Source organism: Clostridium cylindrosporum DSM 605 (assembly GCF_001047375.1).
Classification (GTDB): Bacteria; Bacillota; Clostridia; order Clostridiales; family Caloramatoraceae; genus Clostridium_AB; species Clostridium_AB cylindrosporum.
Genome location: NZ_LFVU01000024.1, coordinates 146,330 through 170,640 on the forward strand (window position 1 = coordinate 146,330; position 24,311 = coordinate 170,640).

Sequence of the window (24,311 nt, forward strand, 5' to 3'; positions counted from 1 at the left end):
GTACGCTCCTAATCTCAGCTTATCTTTTAAATTATATAACATATTTTGACATAATTCTATTTTTTTTATTTTTGTTTAATATTTTTTTATTTATTACACAAATTAAGTTATAATATATTTAAATAGAAAATTATAAAGGGTGATAAATATGGACTCTAAATCAGTAGTAAACGCATCAATAAAAATGGCCATATCCTCTAGGGAGGAAGAAGAACTTCTAAAGAAGGAACTTAAACATCAAAACATCATGGTAGCAGCTGCAGAATTTGGAGGAAATCTTTTAACCTCTATACCTAAAATAATGGAACGTTCAGTTGTTGCTTCTAAAAGAAGTGGATTAATAGAAGAATGTCAGGCACATGAAGGAGCTGTTGCTGGTGCAACTAAGGAAGCTTTGATGCAAGTAAGTCCAAAGGCACTTGGACTTAATGTAGGGGGTAAAATAGGAATCGCAAGGTCTGGTGTACATATCAGCGTAACTATATACCTAAGCATAGGAATGCTTCACCTTAATGAAATAACTATAGGACTTGGACATAGAACCATTTCTGAAAAATAGCTTTTTATGTTGACATATATATAGGTTGTTATTTATAATTTCAGTGACACCTAATTGTAAATACTTTGTAGAATCTTCATAATTTTTTCTATAAAGAAGTTAAGCATTTTTAGTATTATTAGTAGCATTGTAGGAGATAGGTGTTAAACTTAAATTTACATTAACTTAGTAGATTTCTCCTTATTTATCAGGGAGATTTTTTTATTTTAATCACAATAATTAATATTCTAGGAGGATGGTAGTATGGTAGGAAACTTAAAGAAGTTTTCAAGAGGGCTTGTTCTAGCTCTTGCTTCGACGCTAATTTTTGCTAGCTGTTCACCAGCAGGTGGAGGTTCATCAAAAGAAGGTAATGTTAAAACAGTTGGTGTAATCCAACACGTACAACACCCAGCACTTGATTCAGCTAATGAAGGGTTTGTTAAAGCTCTAGCTGATAAAGGCTATAAAGATGGTGAAAAAGTTAAAATTGATCAAAAGAATGCTCAGGGAGAAGTTGTTAACAACGATTCAATTGCAAAGAAATTTGCATCAGATAAGGTTGATTTAATATTTGCTATAGCAACTCCATCAGCACAAGCAGCATATAATGCTACAAAGGAAATTCCAGTAGTATTAACAGCAGTTACAGACCCAGTTGCAGCTAAACTTGTTAAATCAATGGACAAGTCAGGAACAAACGTTACTGGAACATCTGATTTAGCACCAATTAAGAAACAATTAGAAATAGTTAAGAAAATCAATCCAAATGCTAAAAAAGTTGGTTTCATGTATAATGCAGGTGAAGCAAACTCAGTAATTCAAGCTAAGGAAGCTGCAAAGGCTGCAAAGGAACTTGGACTTGAAATAGTAGAACAAACTATAACATCTACTAATGACGTTGCTCAAGCAACTGATATTGTTTGCTCAAAGGTAGATGCTTTATATATTCCAACTGATAACATGGTAGTTTCAGCAAGAGCTATTGTTGCTAAAAAGGCTTTAGATAAGAAGATACCAGTTATTTCTGCTGAAGGAAGCGTTGTAGAAGCTGGCGGTTTATTATCAGAGGGACTTGACTATAAGAGTCTTGGTTATGAAGCTGGTCTTATGGCAGTAGATATACTAGAAGGTAAGAGCAAGCCTCAAGACATGAAGGTTAAACTTGCAGAAAAGTTCACTTTAACTGTAAACAAAAAGACTTTAGATAAACTTGGAATAAAACTACCTAAGGAACTTCAAGACAAAGCTCAATTTGTAGGTGGTGAAAAGTAGTGTCATTTTTAATCTCAGTACTTGAACAAGGACTAATATATGGAATAGTTTCACTAGGAATATACATCACATACAAGATACTAGATTTTCCTGATTTATCAGTTGATGGATCATTTCCACTAGGTGCAGGGGCAACAGCTATGTGCTTAACCCTAGGTATAAATCCCTACGTTACTCTACTTATAGCGTTTGCTGCAGGAGCAATTGGCGGACTTTTAACAGGTATTTTACACGTTAAGTTTAAAATAACTAATCTATTATCAGGTATACTTGTTATGCTTGCACTATACTCTATAACATTAAGAGTTATGGGTGGTAAACCAAACATTGCTCTTTATAACGAGAAAACTGTTTTTATAGAAGGAATTCCTTCTATTATAATAATTGCAATTATTGCAGTTGTTTGTAAGATACTTCTTGACCTATTCTTTAAGACAAAGCTTGGCTTTATGCTTATATCAGCTGGAGATAACCCTCAGCTAGTAACTTCTCTTGGAGTTAATAAAGGCTTTGTTATAACTATTGGTCTTATGATTTCAAACGGTCTTGTTGCACTTGGTGGTTCACTAATCGCTCAATATCAAGGTTTTGTTGATGTATCAATGGGAGCTGGTACTATTGTTGTAGGACTTGCTTCAATAATACTTGGTACTTCGCTATTTAAGAAGGTTAACTTTATAGCTATTACAACTGTAACTGTTATAGGTGCACTTCTTTATAAGTTAATTATTGGTATTGCCCTAGCTGCAAATCTTCCACCAGAAGATATGAGACTTATTACAGCTTTAATAGTTGTTATTGCATTAGTAGCTAATAACACTAAATTTAAGTTTAAGAAAAAAAATAGAACTATTGGAGGTGATTCTTCTGCTACGTCTACAGAATCTGCATAAAACATTTGGAAAAGGAACTGTTAATGAAAACTACCTTTACAAAGGAATTTCACTAGAAATTGAAAGTGGAGATTTTATTACCATTATAGGTAGTAATGGAGCAGGAAAATCTACTCTTTTAAATATAATAGGGGGAAAAATCCCTCTAGATGAAGGTATTATTTCTATTAAAGATAAGAATATATCTGATATGCCAGAATATAAGCGTTGTAAGTTCATTGGGAGAGTATTTCAAGACCCATCTCTTGGTACAAGCCCTTCTATGACAATACTTGAGAACCTTTCAATGGCATATAATAAGGGTAAAAAATTCAACTTAACCCTAGGAGTTCAAAAAGGTAAAATAGACTATTTTAAAGGTCTTTTATCAAAGCTTAACCTTGGTCTAGAAGCCAAGCTTCATACTAAGGTTGGAGACCTTTCAGGTGGTCAAAGACAATCACTTGCACTACTTATGGCAACAATGTCTAACCCAGATGTTCTTCTTCTTGACGAACATACTGCAGCACTTGACCCTAAAACATCTGAGATAATTCTTGATCTTACAGAAGAGATAATCAAAGAAAAGAACATGACTTCACTTATGGTAACACATAATCTTAATCATGCAATTAAGGCTGGAAATAGACTTATAATGCTACATCGTGGAAACATTATAATGGATATAAAAGGTGAAGAAAAGAAAAACCTAACAATTGAAAAACTAATAGATTCATTTGAAAAGTTAAACTTTAAAAATGAACTAAGTGATAGGGCTATATTCTCTTAGAATATAGCCTTTTTTTTACTTAACAACTATGTTAAAAACACACTTAATATGTGAACTTTATCCATTAAACACTTCAATTAAAAGGAAATTTAAAATTTTTATTGAATTAAGCTTAAGTATAGCAATAGATTAAATTCCCTAGTTTCTATAGTAAATAACGATAGCATAGGTATTACCCATGATATAGACAAATCAATATAAATAGTCTATATTATATATAAGAATTTCTGTTTACGGACTATTATCTTTATATAAAAGGAATTCTTTATTTATGTCAGTGATTTTAAGACAAACATAAAGGCCATACTATAAAAATAGTACAGCCTTTTATATATTTAATCATAGTGTGGTAAGTGGTTTTTTCTATGATTCTTTTAGTTTAGTTTTAATTTCACCAAAGTTAAATAGTGTATATAGAAGTATTGAAGAAACACTAACCATGAATAGACCATTGCTTAGAAGTTGGCCCCATATTCCAGTAAGTCCAACAAATGCTTCTTTACCAGCATAATGTGCTCCTATTCCTAGTGACATACTTATAGCTAGTATAATAAAGTTCTTGTTATCAGATAGGTTTACGTTTCTAAGTATTGACATACCTGATGTAGTTATTATACCGAATAAACATACTGTAACTCCACCTAAAACAGGAGTTGGAATAAGTGTTATTAGTGTTGTTAGCTTAGGAATAAATGCTATTATAATTAGCATTACCGCAGCTGTTCTTATTATACTGTTACTCTTATACTTTGAGAATCTAAATATTGCAACGTTCTCGCTTAGGAACGCTTGAGGGAATGCATTAAAAGCTCCTGCTAAAAGCTGAGCTACTGCTTGACCTCTTAAGCCCTTTGATTTTCCTTTGTTGTTTGTTGTTTGACCTGATAAATCGTCTAGGATTGCGAATACTCCTATACATTGAACAAGGTTAATTATACAGAATATAGTCATAATTACTATTGCTTCTGTATTGAATTGTGGTACTCCGAATTTAAATGGAGTTACTATTTGGAACCATTTAGCTTCCATTAGTGGTGTAAAGTCTATCATACCCATAAATGCACCTATTATAGTACCTATAACAAGACCAAGCATTAGAGCTATTGATTTAACTATACCCTTACCAAATCTTTCAAAGGCAATAACAATTGCTATAACCACAAATCCTAGTATAAGGTTTTTAGCACTACCATATGTTGGGCTTCCATGTGCACCTGCTAATTCTCCAAATGCAACTGGTGCAAGAGAAATCCCTAGTAGTGTAACAAATGACCCCATAACTATTGGCGGGAAGAATACTAGTATCTTATGCATAAAGAAACATAGCACAAAAACTACGACTGAGGATACCATTATGGCACCGAATAAAGCTGGGAAACCATGTTTAGTTCCAACTATTATCATTGGAGCAAGCGGTACAAATGATGCACCTAGTGCTAGTGGTGCTTTAGACCCTATAAACTTACCAATACCATAAACTTGGATTAGTGCTGCTATAGCATTAGCAAATAGAGTTGACGCTACCAAAAATGCTAAGGTTTCAGGATCTGCTTTCATTGCACGTCCCACAACTAATGCAACTGTAATTGATCCTGGACAAAGAGTTAGTACTTGCTGAAGTGCAAGAATAATCTTCTCCCTTGGCGGAACTTTTTCTTCAAAAGGCGAACTTGTAACTTGTGCCTCTTTTACAACGTTATCAATCATAATAACCCCCCTACAAAATATTCCACATTATTTAGTTATAAAACAACAAAGATGCTCATATTAATTTAATAATTAATATGAAATTTTAGTTTGTAGTGCATTAACACTACGGCTTAAGATAAATTAACTTTTAAAATTAAACCTATTAACTAAAAATTTATTTTATATAAAGGTTATCTTAATTTTGCTTAAGATAACCTTTATTAAATTACTCCTAAAGACTATGCTTCTGCTGGAGCTCCTACTGGGCAAATATTTGCACAGTTTCCACATGATATACAAACTTCTGAGTCGATATCAAATTTTACCTCACCTTGTGATATACAGCTTACTGGACATTCTGGAGCACATGCTCCGCATGCGATACATGCTTCTGAAATTACAAATGCCATTGTTATTTCCCCCTTGCATTTTAAATTTATAATAGCATTGGTAATACCTTAAAACGTATTACCTTCCCTTACATTCTATTTTATAAATTTAAAAAAATCAAGTGGTAAGTTTACTTTTCAAATATTTTGTAAAATTTTAAATTAAATTAGCTATAACTAGCGCTAATTATATATCTTAATTTGCTTCATATTGAGAATATTATTCAGATCAATAATTACCATTAATATATATCTTTAATTTTATTACTATAATTAAACTAATACCATAATCATATGTCTTAGTTTTACTTTCAACCTATAACATCATTTTCATTAATACCCCACAGTTTGAATTCTTACCATATTATATATAAATTTAATTTCCTTATTAATATATATGCATATTGCTAATTTATATAATTAAGTTATAATTTTATAAAACCACCTTTTTATTGAAAATATGACTTTTCATTAAAAATTATATATAGAATTTATATAAACTTTTTAGGCATTTATTTACTACAAAAATTCATGCTATTAAGTACTCGATTATTTGGTTAATTTTCATATAATTTCTAACTATAATCACTAGTTTTAATATTTATAAAATTAATAGTTGATTATTGAATAATTATTTTTTTTGGTTTATGATAATAATAAAGGTATTATCTTATACTTAATTTATCATGCTGTGATTCTTATGTATTTAAAATATAGATAGATATGGAGGAAAGGGAATGAATATTCAAAACTACGTTATCCCACAAACTATTGAAGAAGCTTATAAGCTTGTTCAAACTGGTGGCCGTATAATCTCTGGAGGAGCTTTCGTGTGCACGTCTAATGCTAAGGTTGACACTGTTGTTGATCTTCGTGATTTAGGTCTTAACTTCATTAATGAATATGAAGACAGAATCGAAATTGGACCTGCAACTACTCTAAGAGAAGTTGAAACTAGCAAAATACTAAATGGTAACTTCAATGGTTATTTTGAAAATGCTATAGGAAGAATACTTGGAATACAACTTAGAAACCTTGCTACTATAGGTGGTAGTATATGTGGTAGATATGGTTTCTCTGATGTTATATGCTCACTATCAGCACTAAATGTAACACTTGAATTCCATAATTATGGAGAAATATCTCTAGATGATTTCATAGCTAGACCATCAGTAAAAAGAGATATTCTTAAGAAGATAATAATCGAAAAAAATAACATTAAAGCATCATATGAGGCACTTAGACATTCAAACGGGGACTTCCCAATGATTACATGTAGTGTTTCTAACCTTAATGGCAAATACAAGGTTATTGTTGGATGTAGACCTCTTATAGCTGCTCAAGCTGAGGATTGTATGGCAATTCTAAATAGCGGAAAGGAATTAACTGAAAAAGTTATAGATGAAGCTATGCTTGCTTTAGATAACCTAGCATATGGAAATAACTATACAGCTACAAAGGAATATAGACAACAAGTTGCTAAGGTAATAGTGAAAAGATGTTTAATGGAGGTTATGTAGTATGACTGGAACTATAAATATAAATGGCAAAGATGTAGTAGTTGAATATGAAGCTGATGATAAGCTACTTGAACTATTAAGAAAACTTGGCTATGCCAGCGTAAGAAGAGGATGTGAAACTCTTTCATGTTCTGTTTGTACAATACTTGTAAATGATGTACCAGTAAACTCATGTGCTGTACATGTTGCTAGAGTTGTTGGCGGAGGCCAAAAAGTTACAACGGTTGAAGGTGTTCCTGAAGAAGCTAAAAAAGTAGCTGAAGCTATGGCAGAAGTAGGGGTTGACCAATGTGGATACTGTGCTCCAGGATTCGTAATGACAGTTCTAGGTATAGAGAAACAAATCGAAAATCCTACAGATGAAAAGATCGTAAAATATCTAAGAGGAAATCTTTGCAGATGCTCAGGTTATGTAAGTCAGCTTAGAGCGATCAAAAAGTATCTTGGTATGGAGGGTTAAAATATGTACGCTATTAAAAAATCAATTCCAAAAGTTGATGCAATGGGTAATATCCTTGGAGGACATGTATATGCTGATGACGTAGCTCCAAAGGATGCACTAATTATTAAGATTCTTAGAAGTCCACATGCATTTGCAAAAATAATTAACATAGATACAACTGAAGCTTTAAAGCTTGAAGGTGTTGAATGTGTTCTAACATATAAGGATTGTCCAGACATTCGTATTACAAGAGCTGGGCAAGCATATCCTGAAGAATCACCATATGATTTTAAGATTCTTGATCAAATCGTAAGATATGTTGGTGACGACGTTGCACTAGTTGTTGCTAAAACAGAAAAGATTGCTTTAGCAGCAATGGAACTTGTAAAGGTTGAATATGAAGTATATGAGCCAGTTCTTGATATGGAAAAGGCAATTGATCACCCTTCAATAATTCACCCTGAGGATGATATAGTGGTACATCAAGATACTCACTTTAATCCAAAGAGAAATATTGCAGCTCAAGTTGATATAGCTAATAATGGTGATATGAAGAAGACTTTAGAAGAATGTGATATAGTACACTCAGGTACTTACTATATTCCTGCTTCACACCAAGGTATGATGGAAACATTTAGATCATCTGCTTACATTGATCCAAAGGGTAGACTAGTAATTACATCATCTACTCAAATTCCTTTCCACAACAGAAGACAAGTTGCTAGAGCACTTGATATTCCTGAAAGCAAGGTTAGAGTTATAAAGCCTCGTATAGGTGGAGGATTTGGAGCTAAGCAAAACTCAAATACAGAGTTCTACCCTGCACTTGTTACTTGGATTACTAAGAAGCCAAGTAAGGTAACTTTCACAAGAGAAGAAACATTCGAATCAGGAAGCCCAAGACATCCAATGAAGATCGATGTTACAATTGGTCTAATGAAGGATGGAAAACTAAGAGCTATCGACATGGTTGGTCTTTCTGACACAGGTGCATTTGCTGAACATGGTCGTGCGGTATTCCTACAAGTTGGTATGAAATCAATCGGTATGTACAATAAGTGTGACGCTGTAAGATTCCATGGTGACGTTGTTTATACAAACCACTTAACTTACGCTGCATATAGAGGATACGGAGCAACTCAAGGGGATTATGCTCTTGAAAGCTGTATAAATGAAGCTTGTAAGAAATATGGTATTGACCCAATTGAATTTAGAGTTAAAAACGTTGTTCGTGAAAACGAAACAGCTGTACCATTTGGATTCTTTGGTCAACCAGCTCCACCTAAGGGATATGCACTTGAAAGCTGTCAATTAGTTGCATGTATCGAACGTGGTCGTGAAATAATTGAATGGGATAAAAAATACGGAAAGAGAGAAATCTCACCTACTAAGAGACGTGGTCTAGGTATGGCTTGTGGAAGACAAGGTTCAGGTATTCCTGGTGTTGACATGGCATCAGCTGTTCTTAAGCTTAACAACGATGGTTCATTCCAACTACTAATCGGTGCAACTGACCTTGGTACAGGTAGTGATACTATTCTTTCACAAATTTGTGCTGAAGAACTAACAGTTCCATTTGAAGCAATTAACGTATTCTCATCTGATACTGACTTTACTCCATATGACTGTGGTGCTTATGCGTCAAGTACAACTTACGTATCAGGTAACGCTATTAAGAATACTGCAACTAAGATGAGAGGCGAACTTATTAGAGAAGCTGCTGTTATTCTTGATGCTAAGGAAGAAGATCTATTCATCGAAGATGGTCAAGTTAAGAGCAAGGTAGATGATAAATCAATTACATTCCAAGGAATAGCATACAAACTTGGATGTTCATGTAAGCAATTACTAACTTCTGACTCATTCACTGGAAAGGGTTCACCAGTTCCATACATCGCTGGATTTGCAGAAGTTGAAGTTGATATAGAAACTGGTAAGATTGATTTAACTCAATTTGTTGGTGTACTTGATGTTGGTACAGTAGTTAACCCTGCGCTTGCTAGAGTACAAGCTGAAGGTGGTATCCTTCAAGGTATAGGTATGGCTCTTTGGGAAACTGTTGTTCATAACGAAAAGGGTAAGATGTTAAGTAACAACTTCCTTAAGTATCCAATGCCTGTAAGAGATAACTTCGGAACTATAAAGGTTGACTTCGTTGAAAGTTATGAACCAACAGGACCATTCGGTGCTAAGTCAATAGGAGAAGTTGTTCTAAACTCTTCTGCTCCAGCTATAAGAGCAGCTATTATTGATGCTGTAGGGCCTATTCAATTAGATCATATGCCTTTCACTCCATCACTAATACTTTCAGAAATCAACAAGCTTAAAAAACAAGCTTAATTAAATAAAATATTAATGCCTAGGCTAAAGCCTAGGCATTTTTTATTTGCATTATGAACAAAATTATTTGAGGTCTTTATCCATGAGTTTAACTGTTGGATAAACTTTTCTCCTGTTTAATTTCATGCTTTCTTTGTTTGAATCTTGTTATAAATTGAAAAGCTGCAGTTACTGTCATTATCCCGAATGCAATTGCTCCAGCCACAGCTGCTGTTTCAATTCCTTTATTTAAAGCCATTGCCAAATCATCTTCAACTATATACTTTACAGTATTATAAGCTGTTATTCCTGGTACTAGAGGATATATACCTGTTATCGAAAATATTGATGCAGGAGTCTTTTTAACCCTTGCCATAATTTCACTATAAACCCCTATACCTGCTGCCCCTACAAATGTAGCCATTGCAGGAGATGCTGTAGCAGCTTTTACTATTGCAAAAAGTACCCATCCTATAGAACCTGAAATTCCCGCCCAAACAAGATTTTTTCTTTCTATATTAAAAAGTACCCCAGGGAAAAAACTCCCTAAAAACGCAAATACTATTTCTATTAATAATCTTCCACTTAACATTTCAAGCTCTCCTTACATTATATGGGTTCCAAGAACCAGCATAATACCTACGCCTACTCCAAGTGCTGCAGCGGTTAAAATTCCTTCCATTAACCTACCTGAACTAGATATAATATCTCCATTTAATGCATCCTTAATTCCACTTGTAATAGCAACACCAGGAAGTAATAGCATTATAGCTCCAACTATAACCTTATCGATATTTAGTGTTGGAATTCCCATTTTAAAACCTATAGTCATACCACCAGCTATAATACCAGCTAAGAAAAGCTGTAGGAACTCAAAGAATCCAAACCTTGCCATATACTCTTTAATACTATAAATAACCATACCTATAATAAAAGCTACTATCCCATCTATGGATGTACCTCCAAAAAGGCAACTAAATACATATGCATTAAATGATGCTGCAAATAACATTGTAGGAAAATTAAAATATGGTCTCTTTTTTATCTCTTCTATTTTCTTAAGTGCTTCATCATAGTCTATGTCACTTACTTCAATTTGTCTTGAAAAAGCATTTACTAATTCTATTTTGTGTAGATCCAAAGTCCTATCCTTTATTCTTCGAATTACAGTAAGAGAATGTTTATCATTCTTTGTACCTTCACTTGATATAAATATCCCGGTTAATGTACAATAACAATCACACTCTATATTATATCTTTTGCAAACACGTCTTATAGTCTCTTCTACCCTATACACTTCTGCTCCACTGGTTAGAAGTATGTCTCCTAGGTTTAAGGCTATTTGAAGTATTTTCCCAGTATCCATAAAATCACCTCGTCCCTATTGAAAATAATATATTTTTAACAAAGTATATATAACTTTTTTCAAGTTCTATATTATTTATATTCATTCTATTATCCATCATTACTTATTATCCTACAAATTTTACTTTTGTAAATAGCTATTATATAGCTATTATAGTATTTTAACAGGCTATTTAAATTATTTTAACCTAGTTTTTACTTGTACACTTTTACAATTTATTAGATGCCTTGTTATAACATCTCAAATCAAGTTTAATATGATTGCAAAATGTTTAACAACCTTTATTATTATATATGAAAACCTTCTCTATATCAATAAATCATTTTGATTTATTTGGCAAATACTTCATTAAACTCATATAATGTTATAAATACTTTTTTAGGAGACAATATGATTAAAGTTATTATTATAAAAAGTAAATTTAGACTTTATGTATATAAGGATAATGTTCTTATACGAAATTATCCTGTAGCTATTGGTAAACCCTCAACCCCTACTCCTGTAGGAAATGCAAAAATAATCAATAGAGCCCCAAATCCAGGAGGACCCTATGGTGCCATGTGGCTAGGCCTCTCCATACCTCACATCGGAATACATGGTACAAATGCACCATTTTCTATAGGAAAAACCGTTTCTCATGGATGTATTCGTATGCAAAATAAAGATGTACTTGAGTTAGCCAGACTAGCTCCTATTGGTACCCCAGTTACTATTACTCCTTAAATATAAGAAGATATAAAGATAGCTTAGGTAGCTGTCTTTATATCTTCAATCTTTCCATTTCTAATGTTATAAATATCTTCGCAAATATCATCTATATACTCAGCACTTCTACATCCTAGAATTACAGTAGTATCCCTTCTCCTATTAATATCTTTAAATACAAGCTTTATGTTTTCTATTTCTTCTTGAGTTAAATACATAAATGGTTCATCAATTATTAATAGCTTTGGCTTTTCCATTATTGCCTGCGCTATTGATAGCCTTTTTTTCATTGAAAGATTAAATTCTCTAACCCTATCCCTTGATAAGGACAGTAGTTCTACAGTAGATAATGCATCTTTAACCTCCATATTATCAATCTTTCCTTTTATTGAAGATAATATCTTGAGATTTTTATATGCAGAATACTCTTCAATAAAGCCACTAATACCAAATGACATTCCAATATCATCGTTATATCCTGTTTTTTTGGCTAAAACACTACCAAATATTTTAACCTCTCCTTCATGTTCTCTCATAATTCCAGATATAATCTTTAAAAGCTCTAATCTCCCTGAAAAATTATCACCAACTATACCATAAATACCACTTGATTCAAGACTTAGACTTATATTATTTAAAACTTCAATCCCATTAGTATTTTTACTAACATTATTTAATTCTACTGCTATCATTATTTTCCTCCTTAGATTTTCTCTTTAATATATTTTTCTGATACTAATTTAGATATCACAAAGAGAATAATTAATGCACTTAATATATATATTAAAGAATACCTAAGACTTGGATATTCTGAAGCTTCATTTAAAGAATGAAATGCCAGTATAGTATTTATACTTGGAATAGCTCTATATAGCCAGCTTATTTTAAAAAAATAAGTTACTCCTCCAATAAGAAGAATAATAAAATTTACAAATACTCCTCCATAAGTATTATGAAATATACTACATCCAATATAAAAGCAAAGTCCTATAATAAAAAGACCCATAGTGTACATAGAGCATGAGATAACTATACTGCTTACCGGTGTTAATATATCCGTTATTAAACCTAATCCATTACTTCCATGTAACAGGGTTTGTACTACATTTCCCCATTGAAAACTATAGTCTTTTATAAGTGCTGCAACTATTGAAACAGTTAAAACTACAAGCGTCATAAAAGTAATAGTAGCAATAAAAACAGTTATTATACAAGTTTTCAAAAAATCACTTCGATTTTTAAGTCTTGATATGTACATATAATTTATATCATTATTGAACATAGAGGCTATAAAAATAGTATATAGTATGTTTAAAAATACCCCTGAAATATTAAAGTCATTAAAAAAGTATAGTAAAAAATCATTTGAAGTATACTCTACCTCAAAATTAGACTCTTCAACTAGGAAAATTGTTGCTGCATAGCCTACAAGAAATGCAAGTCCAATTCCAAGTCCTATGATTGACTTTTTATAAAATGCCCTTTTAACATTTTCGAATGCTAAATAAAGAATTCTTTGGTTCATATTATCACCTTCTTAAGTTTTTATGGCTTACTAAAACATTTCTATGAATTAAAAAAACTTATTAGAACGATAATACAAATATAAAAAAGCCACCTTACTCTCGAAAGGGGAATAAATGAGAGTAAATATGGCTTTTATGTTTCCCTCTGATTTTCAAAGGCTCCATGTGTATTTTATACCAAACTTCTTGCTATTAGAACTCCATTGGCACTTGCCTGCATAAGTCCTCTTGTGTGACCTGAACCGTCACCTCCAAAATATAATCCTTCTATATTTGATCTAAACTTACTATCTGTTATAACTTCATTTGAGTAAAACTTAACCTCAACTCCGTAGATAAGTGTATCATCTGATGCCATTCCCTTAAATGGACCATCTAATGCTTCAAACATTTCAATTAAATCCTTCACTACTCTGTATGGAAGTGCAAGGCTTAAATCTCCTGGATAAGCATCTACTAAAGTTGCATTTACTTTACAATTTTCTATACTTTCATGGGTTGATCTTCTACCTTTTTTCAAGTCTCCTAGTCTTTGAACTATAACCCTATTTCCTGAAAGCATATTAGCATTTCTTACGATGTTTTTTCCGTAATCAATAGGAGATTCGAATGGTTCTGAAAGATTTAATGACACTAAAAGAGCAAAGTTCGTATTGGTAGTCTTATATTCCTTCTCCTTATAGCTATGTCCATTTGCTACTGCTAAGTTATCCTCATAGTATTCTGTGGAAACAATACCCGATGGATTTTGACAGAATGTTCTAACCTTATCATTAAATGTTTTAGTTTTATAAATTATCTTACTTTCATATAGGTCTTTATTAATATTTCCAAGAATCTCATCATGAGTCTCAACTCTAACACCTATGTCTACAGTAGAACTTCTCTTCTCTATTCCCTTTTCTGTACAAAGTTTAGTTAACCAGTGAGCACCTTCTCTACCTACTGCTACTACAACCTTATCTGACAGATACTCTTCCCCCTTAGAAATTACACCCTTAATCTTCTTATCCTCTATTATGATATTTTCTACAGGTGATGAAAATCTGATATCTACTCCACTATCCTCTAAGTCTTGTTGCATTTTTTTATATATATCAAATGATTTTTCCGTCCCTAAATGTCTAAGTGGTGAGTATACTAATTCTAAATCATGCTTTGAAAGATCTTTTTGATATTCTAAGAATTTATCATAAACCTCTTCAGCTCCATAAACAGCTTTGTCCGCTCCATATGATAGATACATATCATCTACATAGCCTATAACTTCCATTGCTTTCTCCTCGCCGATATATTCAGCAATTCTTCCACCAACTGCAGTTGAAAGAGTTAACTTTCCATCACTAAAAGCCCCTGCACCTGAAAATCCTGTTGTAATATTACATGGACTACATCCTACACATTTTTTAGTTGTTCTCTTTGGACATACTCTATTTTGTAGCCCTCTGCCTTTTTCAAACATAATAATTTTTGAATTTGGATTCATTTTCTTATATTCTAAAGCTGTAAAAATTCCGCATGGTCCTGCCCCAATAATAATTACATCGTACATATAAACACCTCACACATCTATTAAATTTCCATAATATATCAAGTCAATTTAGATATAACATTCATCTACTACCGAATATTATATCTAATATTATTTTTTTCATTCCCTACATTCATATAATATCAAATACTTTTATAAATGTATAGTCCTTTTTCGAATTTTTACATATATTTATTTTATATATAATTTAATATTACGTATTTATACTTACCTTTTCAGTTATAAACCATTTTAATATTCGCGTTTATTATCTATTATTCCTTATTTAGGAAATAAAAAAGGATAATCCTAAACTTAAGAAGTATCCTTTAAAGTTTTAACTACTTTAATAAATATTTATCATAACGTTCCCAGAACCTATGGGACATATTTAATATCTTATTCATTAAAAACTGAACAAAAACTCCAATAACCATGCTAATTACTGTTATCATATTAAGACTTTTCCTATCTTGAAGACTTTCAACAACTAAGGTCCACTCTCCAAATGATAAGTTATAATAACTTCCATATACATTATCACCATCATAATTCCTATAGTGTGTCCTAGGAGCATAGTCTATATTGGTTTTTAATTCACTAATATTTATATTATTCTCTCCAATTTTTCGCATATTACCTTTGCCAGATGTTAGATAATAGCCCTCTTTATCTACTATATAAACTTCCATACTTCCATCTTGATTTTCAAATCTTAGATGATCTGATATTTCCTCTAAAGATATCCTAAGTGATATTATTCCTATTTGTTTTTCACCATTAATAATAGGACTTACAAAGTCTACATACCATTTTCCTTCAATACTAATCGCATCTGATATGCTTGGTTTCCCCTTTAATGCCTCTAGAACATGTTCACTATACATATATTCCTTAACATCACCTACATATCCGTTTAGAATTTCTTTTTTATTATTGATTACTATAATATCCTTATAATCACTTTTATAGTATTTTATAAAATCTATTCTCTTTGATATTTTAGACTTATCCATTGATATGATATCATTATCCGTACTAAATTGTATTAGATCATATTTAAAATCATTTAGTAAACACTCAAACATATTTTTTTGCATGCTGCCTACTATTTTAATTGATTTTAAAGTCATTGTAGAAATATGATAATTTAGTAAAAAATATATGATCCCAAATAAGAGTACAAAAAATAATATGTTAAATACATGTATATACACAGTTTTATATAGTAAAATTACTTTTCTCTTCATTCTCCATATCACATTTCTACCCCCTATCCCCTTCCTCAGAAGCTTTAAAAACATCTTCTTCAAATTCATCTAATTTAAATTTTTTTCTACAATACACTTGAATAAAAAATACGAAAACTCCTTGAAGTCCAACGGTTATTTGCCCTATAATCTTACTTTTTTCTTGCTTCATTTGACTATATATATAATCATTCTCTATAATTAAGGTTAATTCAGTTCCTTCAATAGGAAAATATCTACCAAATACTCTAGTACCGCTATAATCTTCATATGTGTTTGTTTCTGAATAATCAACACTTAACTTTAAAGCATTTAAGTTAACCTTAACTTTTCCTATAGCATCAGGAATAGACTTTGACTCTGTAAGCATTACCCCTTCTTTATTAACGATATAACTTTCAGTTCCTTCATCACTTTTTATACTACTAAGAATTTTTACTGCTTCATTCATTGTCATATTAACAAATATCATTCCAACAGGAGAATTATTTCTACTATAAATTGGACAAAATACTTCAATATTATATTCCTTAGAAGCCTTTTTTACATTAGAAACAATGTTTTTGGTTGCTATTGCTTTTTCGAAGGATGAACTTTCATAGATTAACTCAGGTTTTTCTATATAACCATAAACTACATTTCCCTTTTTATTCATTATCACTAGATTCTTATATCTATCCTTAGTTGCCATAAGGTAACTTGATATTCTTACTATTTCTTCACTATTCATTTCCTGTATACCACTTAAATTACTAATAAAACTTATTTCATCTTTAACTTCATTTATAAGCCTCTCTATTGAATCTCTTTGCTCTTTACCAATCAAATATAATTTATTTGATATTTCCTTTTCATATTGGTTAAGTGTTGTAAAATACATTACTAAATAAGAAGATATTGATACTAAAATAGATACTATTGTTGTTAGTAGTATCTTTTTCATGTGCTTAGATATATTAATCCTTAGCATAAAAGAACCTCCTATATAGGATTTATAGTATAAACTATTCAAATCCCACAAAGGAGGTTCTTTATATTAATAAATTATGTTGTAACTTTTTCTGATATTTTATCAACAATAACCGCTATAGCTCCATCACCTGTAACATTGCAAGCAGTACCAAAACTATCCTGTGCTAAATGAAGAGCAACAATTATTGATATTATATTCTCAGGTAAAAGTAATATGCTCTTCAAAAGTCCTATAGCAGCCATAACAGCTCCACCTGGAACTCCAGGTGCTGCTACCATTGTAACTCCAAGCATTAAAATAAATGGGAAAAACCTTCCGATAGATATATCTCCTCCACTCATAACTACAACAGCCATTGAACATGTAGTAAGGTTTACTGTACTTCCTGCAAGGTGTACAGTTGCACATAATGGAATCACAAAATCAGCTATTCTATTCTTTACTCCATTTTTCTTAGTTCTCTCAAGGACAACTGGAATAGTTGCCGCTGAGGATTGAGTACCAATTGCAGTTACATATGCAGGAAGCATATTCCTAAGAAGTCTAAAAGGATTCTTCTTTGACACTATACTTGCTATTGTATACTGAATTGCAATTAGCAAGAATTGTAGGCTTATAACCATTATAATAACCTTAGCAAACATAGTAATTATACTTACTATTTGCCCTGCAAATGTCATATTCGCAAATATACCTAATATGTAAATAGGTAAAAGTGGAACTATAATCTTTGCTATAACCTTAACTATAATACTAGAGAATTCCTTCAATCCCCTTAAAAGAACATCTTCCTTACTTGATGCTATTCCAAGACCTAGAATAAACGCCAAAACAAGTGCTGCCATAACATCCATAATAGGAGGAATACCAATAGTAAAGTAAGGCTTTACCAAGGCGCCCTTTGGACTGGTTAAGGCTGTTAATGTTGCACTTTGTGTTAATATTTTTGGAAAAACAAACCGCCCTGCAGTATAAGCAAGTGTTCCAGCAAAAATAGTAGATATATATGCTATTCCTGCAGTTATTCCAAGAAGTCTTCCTGCTCCCTTTCCAAGTTCCCCTATACCTGGGGCTACTAGTGCAATAATTAGTAGTGGTATTATGAAGCTTAGAAAAGTCGTAAATAATCCATTAAATGTAGATAATATCCCTATAACCCACCTAGGTGATACGCTACCAATAATTAAACCTAATATAATTGATAATATAATTCTAGGTAATAGTCCAAATTTCTTCATATAAAAACACCTCTTTTAGTACAAGTAAAACTAGTATGTACTAAAAAGAGGTGTTTTATGAATAATTTCTAGTCCTCATAAACATCTAGGAATGAGTACTTTTCTCCGTCTTTTTCCCAACCTAGAATTGAATTCATATTTACATTTTCTGCTGCTTTAAATATTGATTTATCAACATCCTTAAAGTTTTCTTTAAGCTTTGCTATCATATCCTTTATCTCATATCTCTTATTTCCGATCTTCTTAGCTGCTACCATACAAGCGCAGTTAAGAGGGAATATACCACTACTTTGGGTAAATCTTTGTATATGAGTTTCCTCAATATAATACATAGGTCTTATAAGCTGTATTCCTTCAAAGTTATTTGCATGAAGCTTTGGCATCATTGTTTTGAAGTTTCCTGTATATAAAACATTTAGCATTGTTGTTTCTATAACATCATTAAAGTGATGCCCTAGTGCAAGTTTGTTACACCCAAGTTCTTTGGCCCTACTATAAAGTGCTCCTCTTCTCATTCTTGCACACATGTAGCATGGATAGTCCTTAGCTATTTTATCTATAACCTCAAAGATTCCCGAATCATAAATCTTTATAGGAATATTTAAGTAACTACAGTTATCCTCCATAAGCTTTTTTACATCTGGATGATATCCTGGGTCCATTACTATATATTCAAGTTCAAACTTAAACTTACCATGTCTTTGAAGTTCTTGGAATAGCTTTGCCATTAGCATACTATCCTTTCCTCCAGAGATAGCAACTGCTATTTTATCTCCTTCTTCTACAAGCTTATAATCATTAATGGCCTTAATAAACTTTGACCAGATATTTTTTCTATATTTCTTTATTATACTTCTTTCAATTTCCTCAAGTGGTCTTCTCTCATTAAAAGGAATTAGAACCTCGCATCCTTCTCCTGCTATACCTGACATATAATCACCTCTTAAAGTATTATACATCGAAATAAAGTTTTTTTCACTTCCATATTTGAGGAATTGTTTACTGGTTCATTAATTCTATTGTCTTTGATTTTATGTATTCTTTAATTTCTATATTATCTATAGTTAACTCTTCACTTCCATCAAGTGATGGTCTCACCTTAAAAAAGTTTATGACTAATTTATTACCTGAAATTATGTAATCCTGCATTGAAAGAGGTGAAAATCTAACTTCTATGTCTTCATACTTAGACTTTTTAGCTTCATCACCAATCATTTCTAGAACATCATCAATATTAAGCTGCTTTAAAGGTGCAATCATCATGTTTGTATACTCTAAATCCTCAAGCATCCACATATTAAAATTCCAAAGTCTAGCTTCACTTTTCGTTTTTTGTGAAAGAATTTCTCTATTTGTTATAGAGCTAAGTACTTTCCTAACTCCCTCACTTGTAAGATCACTATCTATTTTATAACTTAGTTTAAGTCCTTCCATGTTTGATATTTCAGTTAAATAAACCTCTGAAACCTTTTCCTTCTCACTTGTAGCTTGCCAAAAATATAACATTGATTCTAATTCCTCAAGATTTAATTTTAATCCTTGAAGCATATAATCATCTCCCTTTTTTGTAGTATCTACTTGTAAATATTATACAATATAAATTATATATTAAGAAGGACATTTATATAGATATAATCTATTTTAACATTTTCCAATTTTAGTTACTGTAGGAATAAAAATATTTAGAAGAAGTTTTCCACATTATCCACAAATTATTATTCCTTTATAACACATGCAAACTCTGCACTAATTGCTTTCTTTAAGTCATCTGGTTTTAATTCTATTTGCAGACCTACTTTTCCACCACTAAAAACCATAGTTTCAAGATTCATTGCATTCTCTTGAATAAACGTTTTATATAGTTTTTTCATTCCAATTGGTGAGCACCCTCCTCTAATATATCCTGTATATTTTAGAAGGTCATTTAGTGGTAACATGTCTATTTTCTTTTCCCCGGCTACTTTAGCTGCCTTTTTAAGATCTATTTCCTTATCTACTGGAATTATAAATACATATAATTCTTTAGTAGCACCTATTGTAACTATGGTTTTAAATATTTCATTTTCAGCTCGTCCAACCTTCTTAGCTACTGATACACCGTCTATTTTCCCATCGCTTGTATCATAAACCTTTGTAATATACTCTATTTTTTCCTTATCTAATATCCTCATTGCATTTGTTTTTTGTATTTTAGCCATGAAATCTCCTCTTTTCCTTAACCTTTGTTTAAAATGTTACACTTTTTATGTTAACTTTATGTAAAATATCACCTAAATTTGTGCTTTTATCATTAAAACCTAGGTTACGAATATCTAAGTTTATTAATATAATATATCAACAAAAGGAGGTAACCTAGATGATAAGTAGTATTGACTTAAGTCAAGATATGGTTAACATTTGTAATAGTCAATATACTGAGCTTCTTTCTCTACCTGGGGTTGTAGGAATTGCTCTTAGTTATAAAGTGATAGATAATCAGACTACTGATATGCAGTGTATTCAAGTTTTAATTGAAAAAAAACTGCCTTTAAATAAGCTAAGTATCCATCATATGATTCCTAAAACTTACAAGGGATTTATAACTGATGTTTTCGAAACAGGTATAATTGAATCATATTTAAATAGTAGTTATATGAGACCCTTTAATTGTGGATATAGTGTAGGTCTATCCCATATAGGAAATACAGGAACAGCAGGTGCTATAGTTAAATCTAAATTAGATAAAGATGATAACTATTATGTTTTAAGTAATAATCATGTACTTGCTCGAGAAAATACTGCTCCTATTGGTTCATCTATACTTCAGCCTTCACAATCAGACGGTGGTTTGTATCCTGAGGATATAATTGCTAATTTAAGTAGGTTTATTCCTATAGAATTTATAAATAATAATTATACTCCTACAAACACTGTTGATTGTGCCATTGCAGAAATAAATAATATTTCTCTTGCTTCTCCATATATATCTGGTATAGGTTTGCCCCGTGGAATAAGACATCCATTTATAGGCCAACTTGTAAGGAAATCTGGAAGAAGCACAGGATTAACCCATGGTATGGTTATGTCAATTGGTGCTACCATAAAGGTTAATTATCCCTATACTAAAAAAAAGGCACTTTTTAAAAATCAAATTATAACAACCCAGATGAGTTTAAAAGGAGACTCAGGAAGTCTTCTTCTCGATAGATATGGAATGGCTATAGGCCTATTGTTTTCAGGTTCTAAAAACGTTACTTTGTATAACAGGATAAATGATGTGTTATCCGCTCTTAATGTAACACTTGTTACAAATTATGATTTTGCCCTTTAAAGAATTTTATATATATATTACTAATTTTTAAGGCCCTGTGTGAGAGATAGGGCCTCTTTTTTAACTTACCTCATATTTATTATTATAAATGTACATATATAAGGATGAAGCAAAAATAATTATATATCCTATAATACTCAAATAGTCTGGAATTTGATCAAATAAAATTACACTAAATATACCTGAGAAAACTACAGTGAAATAATTAAATATAGATATCTCCTTAGCAGGGGCAAACTTATATGCAAGTGTAATTCCAAACTGACCAATACATGCAAACACGCCAGCAAGTGTTAAGTATATTATCTGAGTAGTAGACATTGGACTATAATTAAACACTACAAATGGAAGCAGTGCCACTGTAGAGAAGAAAGAAAAGTAAAATACAACAGTATAATATTCCTCCTTGTCCTTCAAAACTCTAACTACAGTATATGCACCAGCAGCAAAAATTGACGACAAAAATCCTATCATATAAGGAATAATACTTAGTGAAAGCTGAGGCTTGATTATGAATAAACATCCTATAAATGCTATTGCCAGTGCTATACCTTGCATAGGCTTTATTTTTTCCCTTAGAAAAATTGCACAAAAAACTATAACAAAAAATGGACTTAATTTATTTAGCATTTCTGCATCTGATAAAACCAAGCCATCTATAGCATAGAAGTATAATATTACTCCTAAAAGCCCAAGTGTAGACCTTAATATAAGGTACTTCTGACTCTCCCTTTTACCAAAGAGACTTGAACCATAATATTTTACAAGTCCAAATGCTATAATTACTGACACTGCATTTCTAAAAAGAGCCTTTTGCATTGTCGGAATATCTCCAGACAACTTAACGAAGGCGGACATTATAGCAAAACCTAACGCTGATATTATTATTGCTAATATCCCCTTATTTCTATCTGTCATTTAATCACCCATCCCCTTTACCTTATTATATAAAATTAATTATACCATCACTTATAACTTTACTTAATATATATGCAATATATGGTGGATACTTTATTAAAATAAACTTTGATTATAAAAATATAGTAAAGGGTAAGTAACCTAAATATTCCAGGAAGTTTTTATTTATAACTATTGAAAATTATTATCAATTAGGTTATAATGTTAATATAATCCCTAACTACTATAGACATACTAAAAATTAATACTAAGAATCAATCCCAAACTGATTGAATAATCCAAGGCCCCCCTTGGATTATTTTTTTATAAATTAAATTTCTTAATTATATAGGAAATTTAATTTATATTATTCTTTTAGGGTCTATGAGAAATAGGGATAAGTCGGATAAAATATATCATTATATATTTATTGTGTAATTTTTCAAAATTATACATAAAAATTATTGACATATTCATTATAAAATATTATCATTAAGAACTGATATACATCTTTATTTTGATTATCAAAGTATTAAAGTGAGGTAATTTTATGGAATTTAAACCATTAAAAATTGGAAACCTAGAGGCTTCTATTCCTATAATTCAAGGGGGAATGGGTGTAGGAGTATCTTTATCTAAATTAGCAGGTGCTGTTGCTGCCTGTGGAGGCATAGGAACTATTTCCGCTGCCCACCCGGGGTATGATGAACCTGACTTTGAACAAAATCCATTAGAGGCTAATCTAAGAGCCCTTAAGAGACACGTTAAAGAAGCTCTTAAGAAGGCTAAGAATGGTTTAGTCGCTGTTAATATTATGGCTGCTGGTAACGATTACGATGAGCTAGTAAAGGCCTCAACTGACGCTGGAGCTAATCTTATTATATCTGGTGCAGGACTTCCTATGTCCCTTCCTGCCCTATGTAAAGGAACTGCTACTAAAATAGCACCTATTGTATCATCATCAAAGGTAAGTTCTCTTATTCTTAAGATGTGGGACAAAAGACATGGTACTACAGCAGATGCAGTTGTATTCGAAGGTCCAGATGCTGGTGGTCATCTTGGATTCAAGCTTGATCAAATAGATTCTGCTAGAGAAAATTTCTATGATGAAATAGTTAAAATATTAGAAACTATAAAACCTTATGAGGAAAAGTATGAGAAAAGCATTCCACTTATAGTAGCAGGTGGAATATTTACAGGTGAAGACATTGCAAAGGTTATGAAACTTGGTGCAAGTGGTGTTCAAATGGGTACAAGATTTGTTGCAACTCATGAATGTGACGCCCACGAAAACTTTAAAATGGCATATGTAAATGCTACAAAGGAAGATGTTGGTCTTGTAAAGAGCCCAGTTGGACTTCCTGGCCGTGGAATAAGAAATAGATTTGCAGTAGAAATAGAAACTGAAAGAAAACCTGTAAAGAAATGTTACAAGTGTCTACAGATGTGCAACCCTGCTGAAATTCCTTATTGTATTTCAGGTTCACTATTATCCTCAGTAAGAGGAGAAACTAAGGATGCTCTTGTATTCTGTGGTTCTAACGCATATAAAATAGATAAAATAGTTTCTGTTAAAGAGCTTATGGACGAGCTTGTTGAAGGAATTAAAAAGGCTTAAGTTACATAGAAAATTAAACGACGTATCACCAAAATGATACGTCGTTTTTACTTTAGTATAATA

At 31.7% G+C, this 24,311-nt stretch carries 24 protein-coding genes; 10 read left to right on the top strand and 14 right to left on the bottom strand.

Features of this window, described 5'->3' with window-relative positions; genetic code table 11:
- Positions 1 to 142: 142 nt before the first annotated feature.
- From CLCY_RS06185 to CLCY_RS06200, 4 genes are all read left to right on the top strand, one after another.
- Entirely contained in the window at positions 143 to 559 is a 417-nt protein-coding gene (locus CLCY_RS06185) for a HutP family protein (protein WP_200899969.1), read from the top strand.
- A gap of 243 nt (positions 560 to 802) precedes the next feature.
- Entirely contained in the window at positions 803 to 1,813 is a 1,011-nt protein-coding gene (locus CLCY_RS06190) for an ABC transporter substrate-binding protein (RefSeq protein ID WP_053083281.1), read from the top strand.
- Positions 1,813 to 2,706: an ABC transporter permease gene (locus tag CLCY_RS06195; RefSeq protein WP_048570252.1), complete on the top strand. Its 894-nt coding sequence runs from the start codon at positions 1,813 to 1,815 to the stop codon at positions 2,704 to 2,706. Before CLCY_RS06190 ends, CLCY_RS06195 begins: the two co-directional genes overlap by 1 nt.
- The gene (locus CLCY_RS06200; RefSeq protein ID WP_048570388.1) at positions 2,681 to 3,475 is read left to right on the top strand and encodes an ABC transporter ATP-binding protein; all 795 of its coding nucleotides are present in this window, start codon (positions 2,681 to 2,683) and stop codon (positions 3,473 to 3,475) included. The genes CLCY_RS06195 and CLCY_RS06200 overlap by 26 nt, the downstream gene beginning before the upstream one ends.
- Before the next feature lie 363 nt (positions 3,476 to 3,838).
- Here CLCY_RS06200 and CLCY_RS06205 read toward each other — a convergent pair whose 3' ends face one another.
- Complete coding sequence (locus CLCY_RS06205; RefSeq protein ID WP_048570253.1) at positions 3,839 to 5,182, bottom strand: uracil-xanthine permease family protein; 1,344 nt, start codon at positions 5,180 to 5,182, stop codon at positions 3,839 to 3,841.
- Between the two features lie 221 nt (positions 5,183 to 5,403).
- Entirely contained in the window at positions 5,404 to 5,574 is a 171-nt protein-coding gene (locus CLCY_RS06210; RefSeq protein ID WP_048570254.1) for a DUF362 domain-containing protein, read from the bottom strand.
- A 716-nt stretch (positions 5,575 to 6,290) separates the two neighbouring features.
- Here CLCY_RS06210 and CLCY_RS06215 point away from each other — a divergent pair.
- The 3 genes from CLCY_RS06215 to CLCY_RS06225 are packed head-to-tail and all read left to right on the top strand — an operon-like array spanning position 6,291 to position 9,855.
- Positions 6,291 to 7,073, top strand: coding sequence for an FAD binding domain-containing protein (locus CLCY_RS06215; RefSeq protein WP_048570255.1), 783 nt, complete (start codon positions 6,291 to 6,293; stop codon positions 7,071 to 7,073).
- A gap of 1 nt (position 7,074) precedes the next feature.
- On the top strand, positions 7,075 to 7,533 hold the full coding sequence (locus CLCY_RS06220) for a (2Fe-2S)-binding protein (protein WP_048570256.1): 459 nt from the start codon (positions 7,075 to 7,077) through the stop codon (positions 7,531 to 7,533).
- Positions 7,534 to 7,536: 3 nt separating this feature from the next.
- A complete protein-coding gene (locus CLCY_RS06225; RefSeq protein WP_048570257.1) occupies positions 7,537 to 9,855 on the top strand; it encodes a xanthine dehydrogenase family protein molybdopterin-binding subunit in 2,319 nt (772 codons plus the stop codon).
- Between the two features lie 88 nt (positions 9,856 to 9,943).
- On the opposite strand, the gene CLCY_RS06230 is transcribed toward CLCY_RS06225, so the two are convergent.
- Both CLCY_RS06230 and CLCY_RS06235 read right to left on the bottom strand, forming a co-directional pair.
- The gene (locus tag CLCY_RS06230) at positions 9,944 to 10,426 is read right to left on the bottom strand and encodes a threonine/serine exporter family protein (protein ID WP_048570258.1); all 483 of its coding nucleotides are present in this window, start codon (positions 10,424 to 10,426) and stop codon (positions 9,944 to 9,946) included.
- A 12-nt stretch (positions 10,427 to 10,438) separates the two neighbouring features.
- Positions 10,439 to 11,200: a threonine/serine exporter family protein gene (locus CLCY_RS06235; RefSeq protein ID WP_048570259.1), complete on the bottom strand. Its 762-nt coding sequence runs from the start codon at positions 11,198 to 11,200 to the stop codon at positions 10,439 to 10,441.
- A 390-nt stretch (positions 11,201 to 11,590) separates the two neighbouring features.
- Here CLCY_RS06235 and CLCY_RS06240 point away from each other — a divergent pair, with 390 nt between their 5' ends.
- Positions 11,591 to 11,923 (top strand): L,D-transpeptidase, encoded by a 333-nt coding sequence (locus CLCY_RS06240; protein WP_048570260.1) that lies wholly within the window; start codon positions 11,591 to 11,593, stop codon positions 11,921 to 11,923.
- 23 nt (positions 11,924 to 11,946) lie between these two features.
- Here CLCY_RS06240 and CLCY_RS06245 read toward each other — a convergent pair whose 3' ends face one another.
- The 9 genes from CLCY_RS06245 to ybaK all read right to left on the bottom strand — a co-directional run bounded on the left by CLCY_RS06245 (position 11,947) and on the right by ybaK (position 20,621).
- Positions 11,947 to 12,597: an ATP-binding cassette domain-containing protein gene (locus CLCY_RS06245; protein WP_048570261.1), complete on the bottom strand. Its 651-nt coding sequence runs from the start codon at positions 12,595 to 12,597 to the stop codon at positions 11,947 to 11,949.
- A gap of 11 nt (positions 12,598 to 12,608) precedes the next feature.
- The gene (locus tag CLCY_RS06250; RefSeq protein ID WP_048570262.1) at positions 12,609 to 13,430 is read right to left on the bottom strand and encodes a hypothetical protein; all 822 of its coding nucleotides are present in this window, start codon (positions 13,428 to 13,430) and stop codon (positions 12,609 to 12,611) included.
- Positions 13,431 to 13,603: 173 nt separating this feature from the next.
- A complete protein-coding gene (locus CLCY_RS06255) occupies positions 13,604 to 14,983 on the bottom strand; it encodes an NAD(P)/FAD-dependent oxidoreductase (RefSeq protein WP_048570263.1) in 1,380 nt (459 codons plus the stop codon).
- Positions 14,984 to 15,303: 320 nt separating this feature from the next.
- Positions 15,304 to 16,062, bottom strand: coding sequence for a cache domain-containing protein (locus CLCY_RS06260; protein ID WP_161797111.1), 759 nt, complete (start codon positions 16,060 to 16,062; stop codon positions 15,304 to 15,306).
- A 166-nt stretch (positions 16,063 to 16,228) separates the two neighbouring features.
- Positions 16,229 to 17,182, bottom strand: coding sequence for a cache domain-containing protein (locus CLCY_RS06265; RefSeq protein ID WP_048570265.1), 954 nt, complete (start codon positions 17,180 to 17,182; stop codon positions 16,229 to 16,231).
- Positions 17,183 to 17,256: 74 nt separating this feature from the next.
- On the bottom strand, positions 17,257 to 18,423 hold the full coding sequence (locus CLCY_RS06270; protein WP_048570266.1) for a dicarboxylate/amino acid:cation symporter: 1,167 nt from the start codon (positions 18,421 to 18,423) through the stop codon (positions 17,257 to 17,259).
- 68 nt (positions 18,424 to 18,491) lie between these two features.
- Complete coding sequence (locus tag CLCY_RS06275; protein ID WP_048570267.1) at positions 18,492 to 19,355, bottom strand: tRNA 2-thiocytidine biosynthesis TtcA family protein; 864 nt, start codon at positions 19,353 to 19,355, stop codon at positions 18,492 to 18,494.
- Between the two features lie 67 nt (positions 19,356 to 19,422).
- A complete protein-coding gene (locus CLCY_RS06280; protein WP_048570268.1) occupies positions 19,423 to 19,971 on the bottom strand; it encodes a TDE2712 family protein in 549 nt (182 codons plus the stop codon).
- A gap of 167 nt (positions 19,972 to 20,138) precedes the next feature.
- On the bottom strand, positions 20,139 to 20,621 hold the full coding sequence (gene ybaK / locus CLCY_RS06285; protein WP_048570269.1) for a Cys-tRNA(Pro) deacylase: 483 nt from the start codon (positions 20,619 to 20,621) through the stop codon (positions 20,139 to 20,141).
- 158 nt (positions 20,622 to 20,779) lie between these two features.
- On the opposite strand from ybaK, the gene CLCY_RS06290 reads away from it, so the two are divergent.
- Complete coding sequence (locus CLCY_RS06290; protein ID WP_048570270.1) at positions 20,780 to 21,733, top strand: chymotrypsin family serine protease; 954 nt, start codon at positions 20,780 to 20,782, stop codon at positions 21,731 to 21,733.
- 60 nt (positions 21,734 to 21,793) lie between these two features.
- On the opposite strand, the gene CLCY_RS06295 is transcribed toward CLCY_RS06290, so the two are convergent.
- Positions 21,794 to 22,651, bottom strand: coding sequence for a DMT family transporter (locus CLCY_RS06295; RefSeq protein ID WP_048570271.1), 858 nt, complete (start codon positions 22,649 to 22,651; stop codon positions 21,794 to 21,796).
- 529 nt (positions 22,652 to 23,180) lie between these two features.
- Here CLCY_RS06295 and CLCY_RS06300 point away from each other — a divergent pair.
- On the top strand, positions 23,181 to 24,248 hold the full coding sequence (locus tag CLCY_RS06300) for an NAD(P)H-dependent flavin oxidoreductase (RefSeq protein WP_048570272.1): 1,068 nt from the start codon (positions 23,181 to 23,183) through the stop codon (positions 24,246 to 24,248).
- Positions 24,249 to 24,311: the final 63 nt, after the last annotated feature.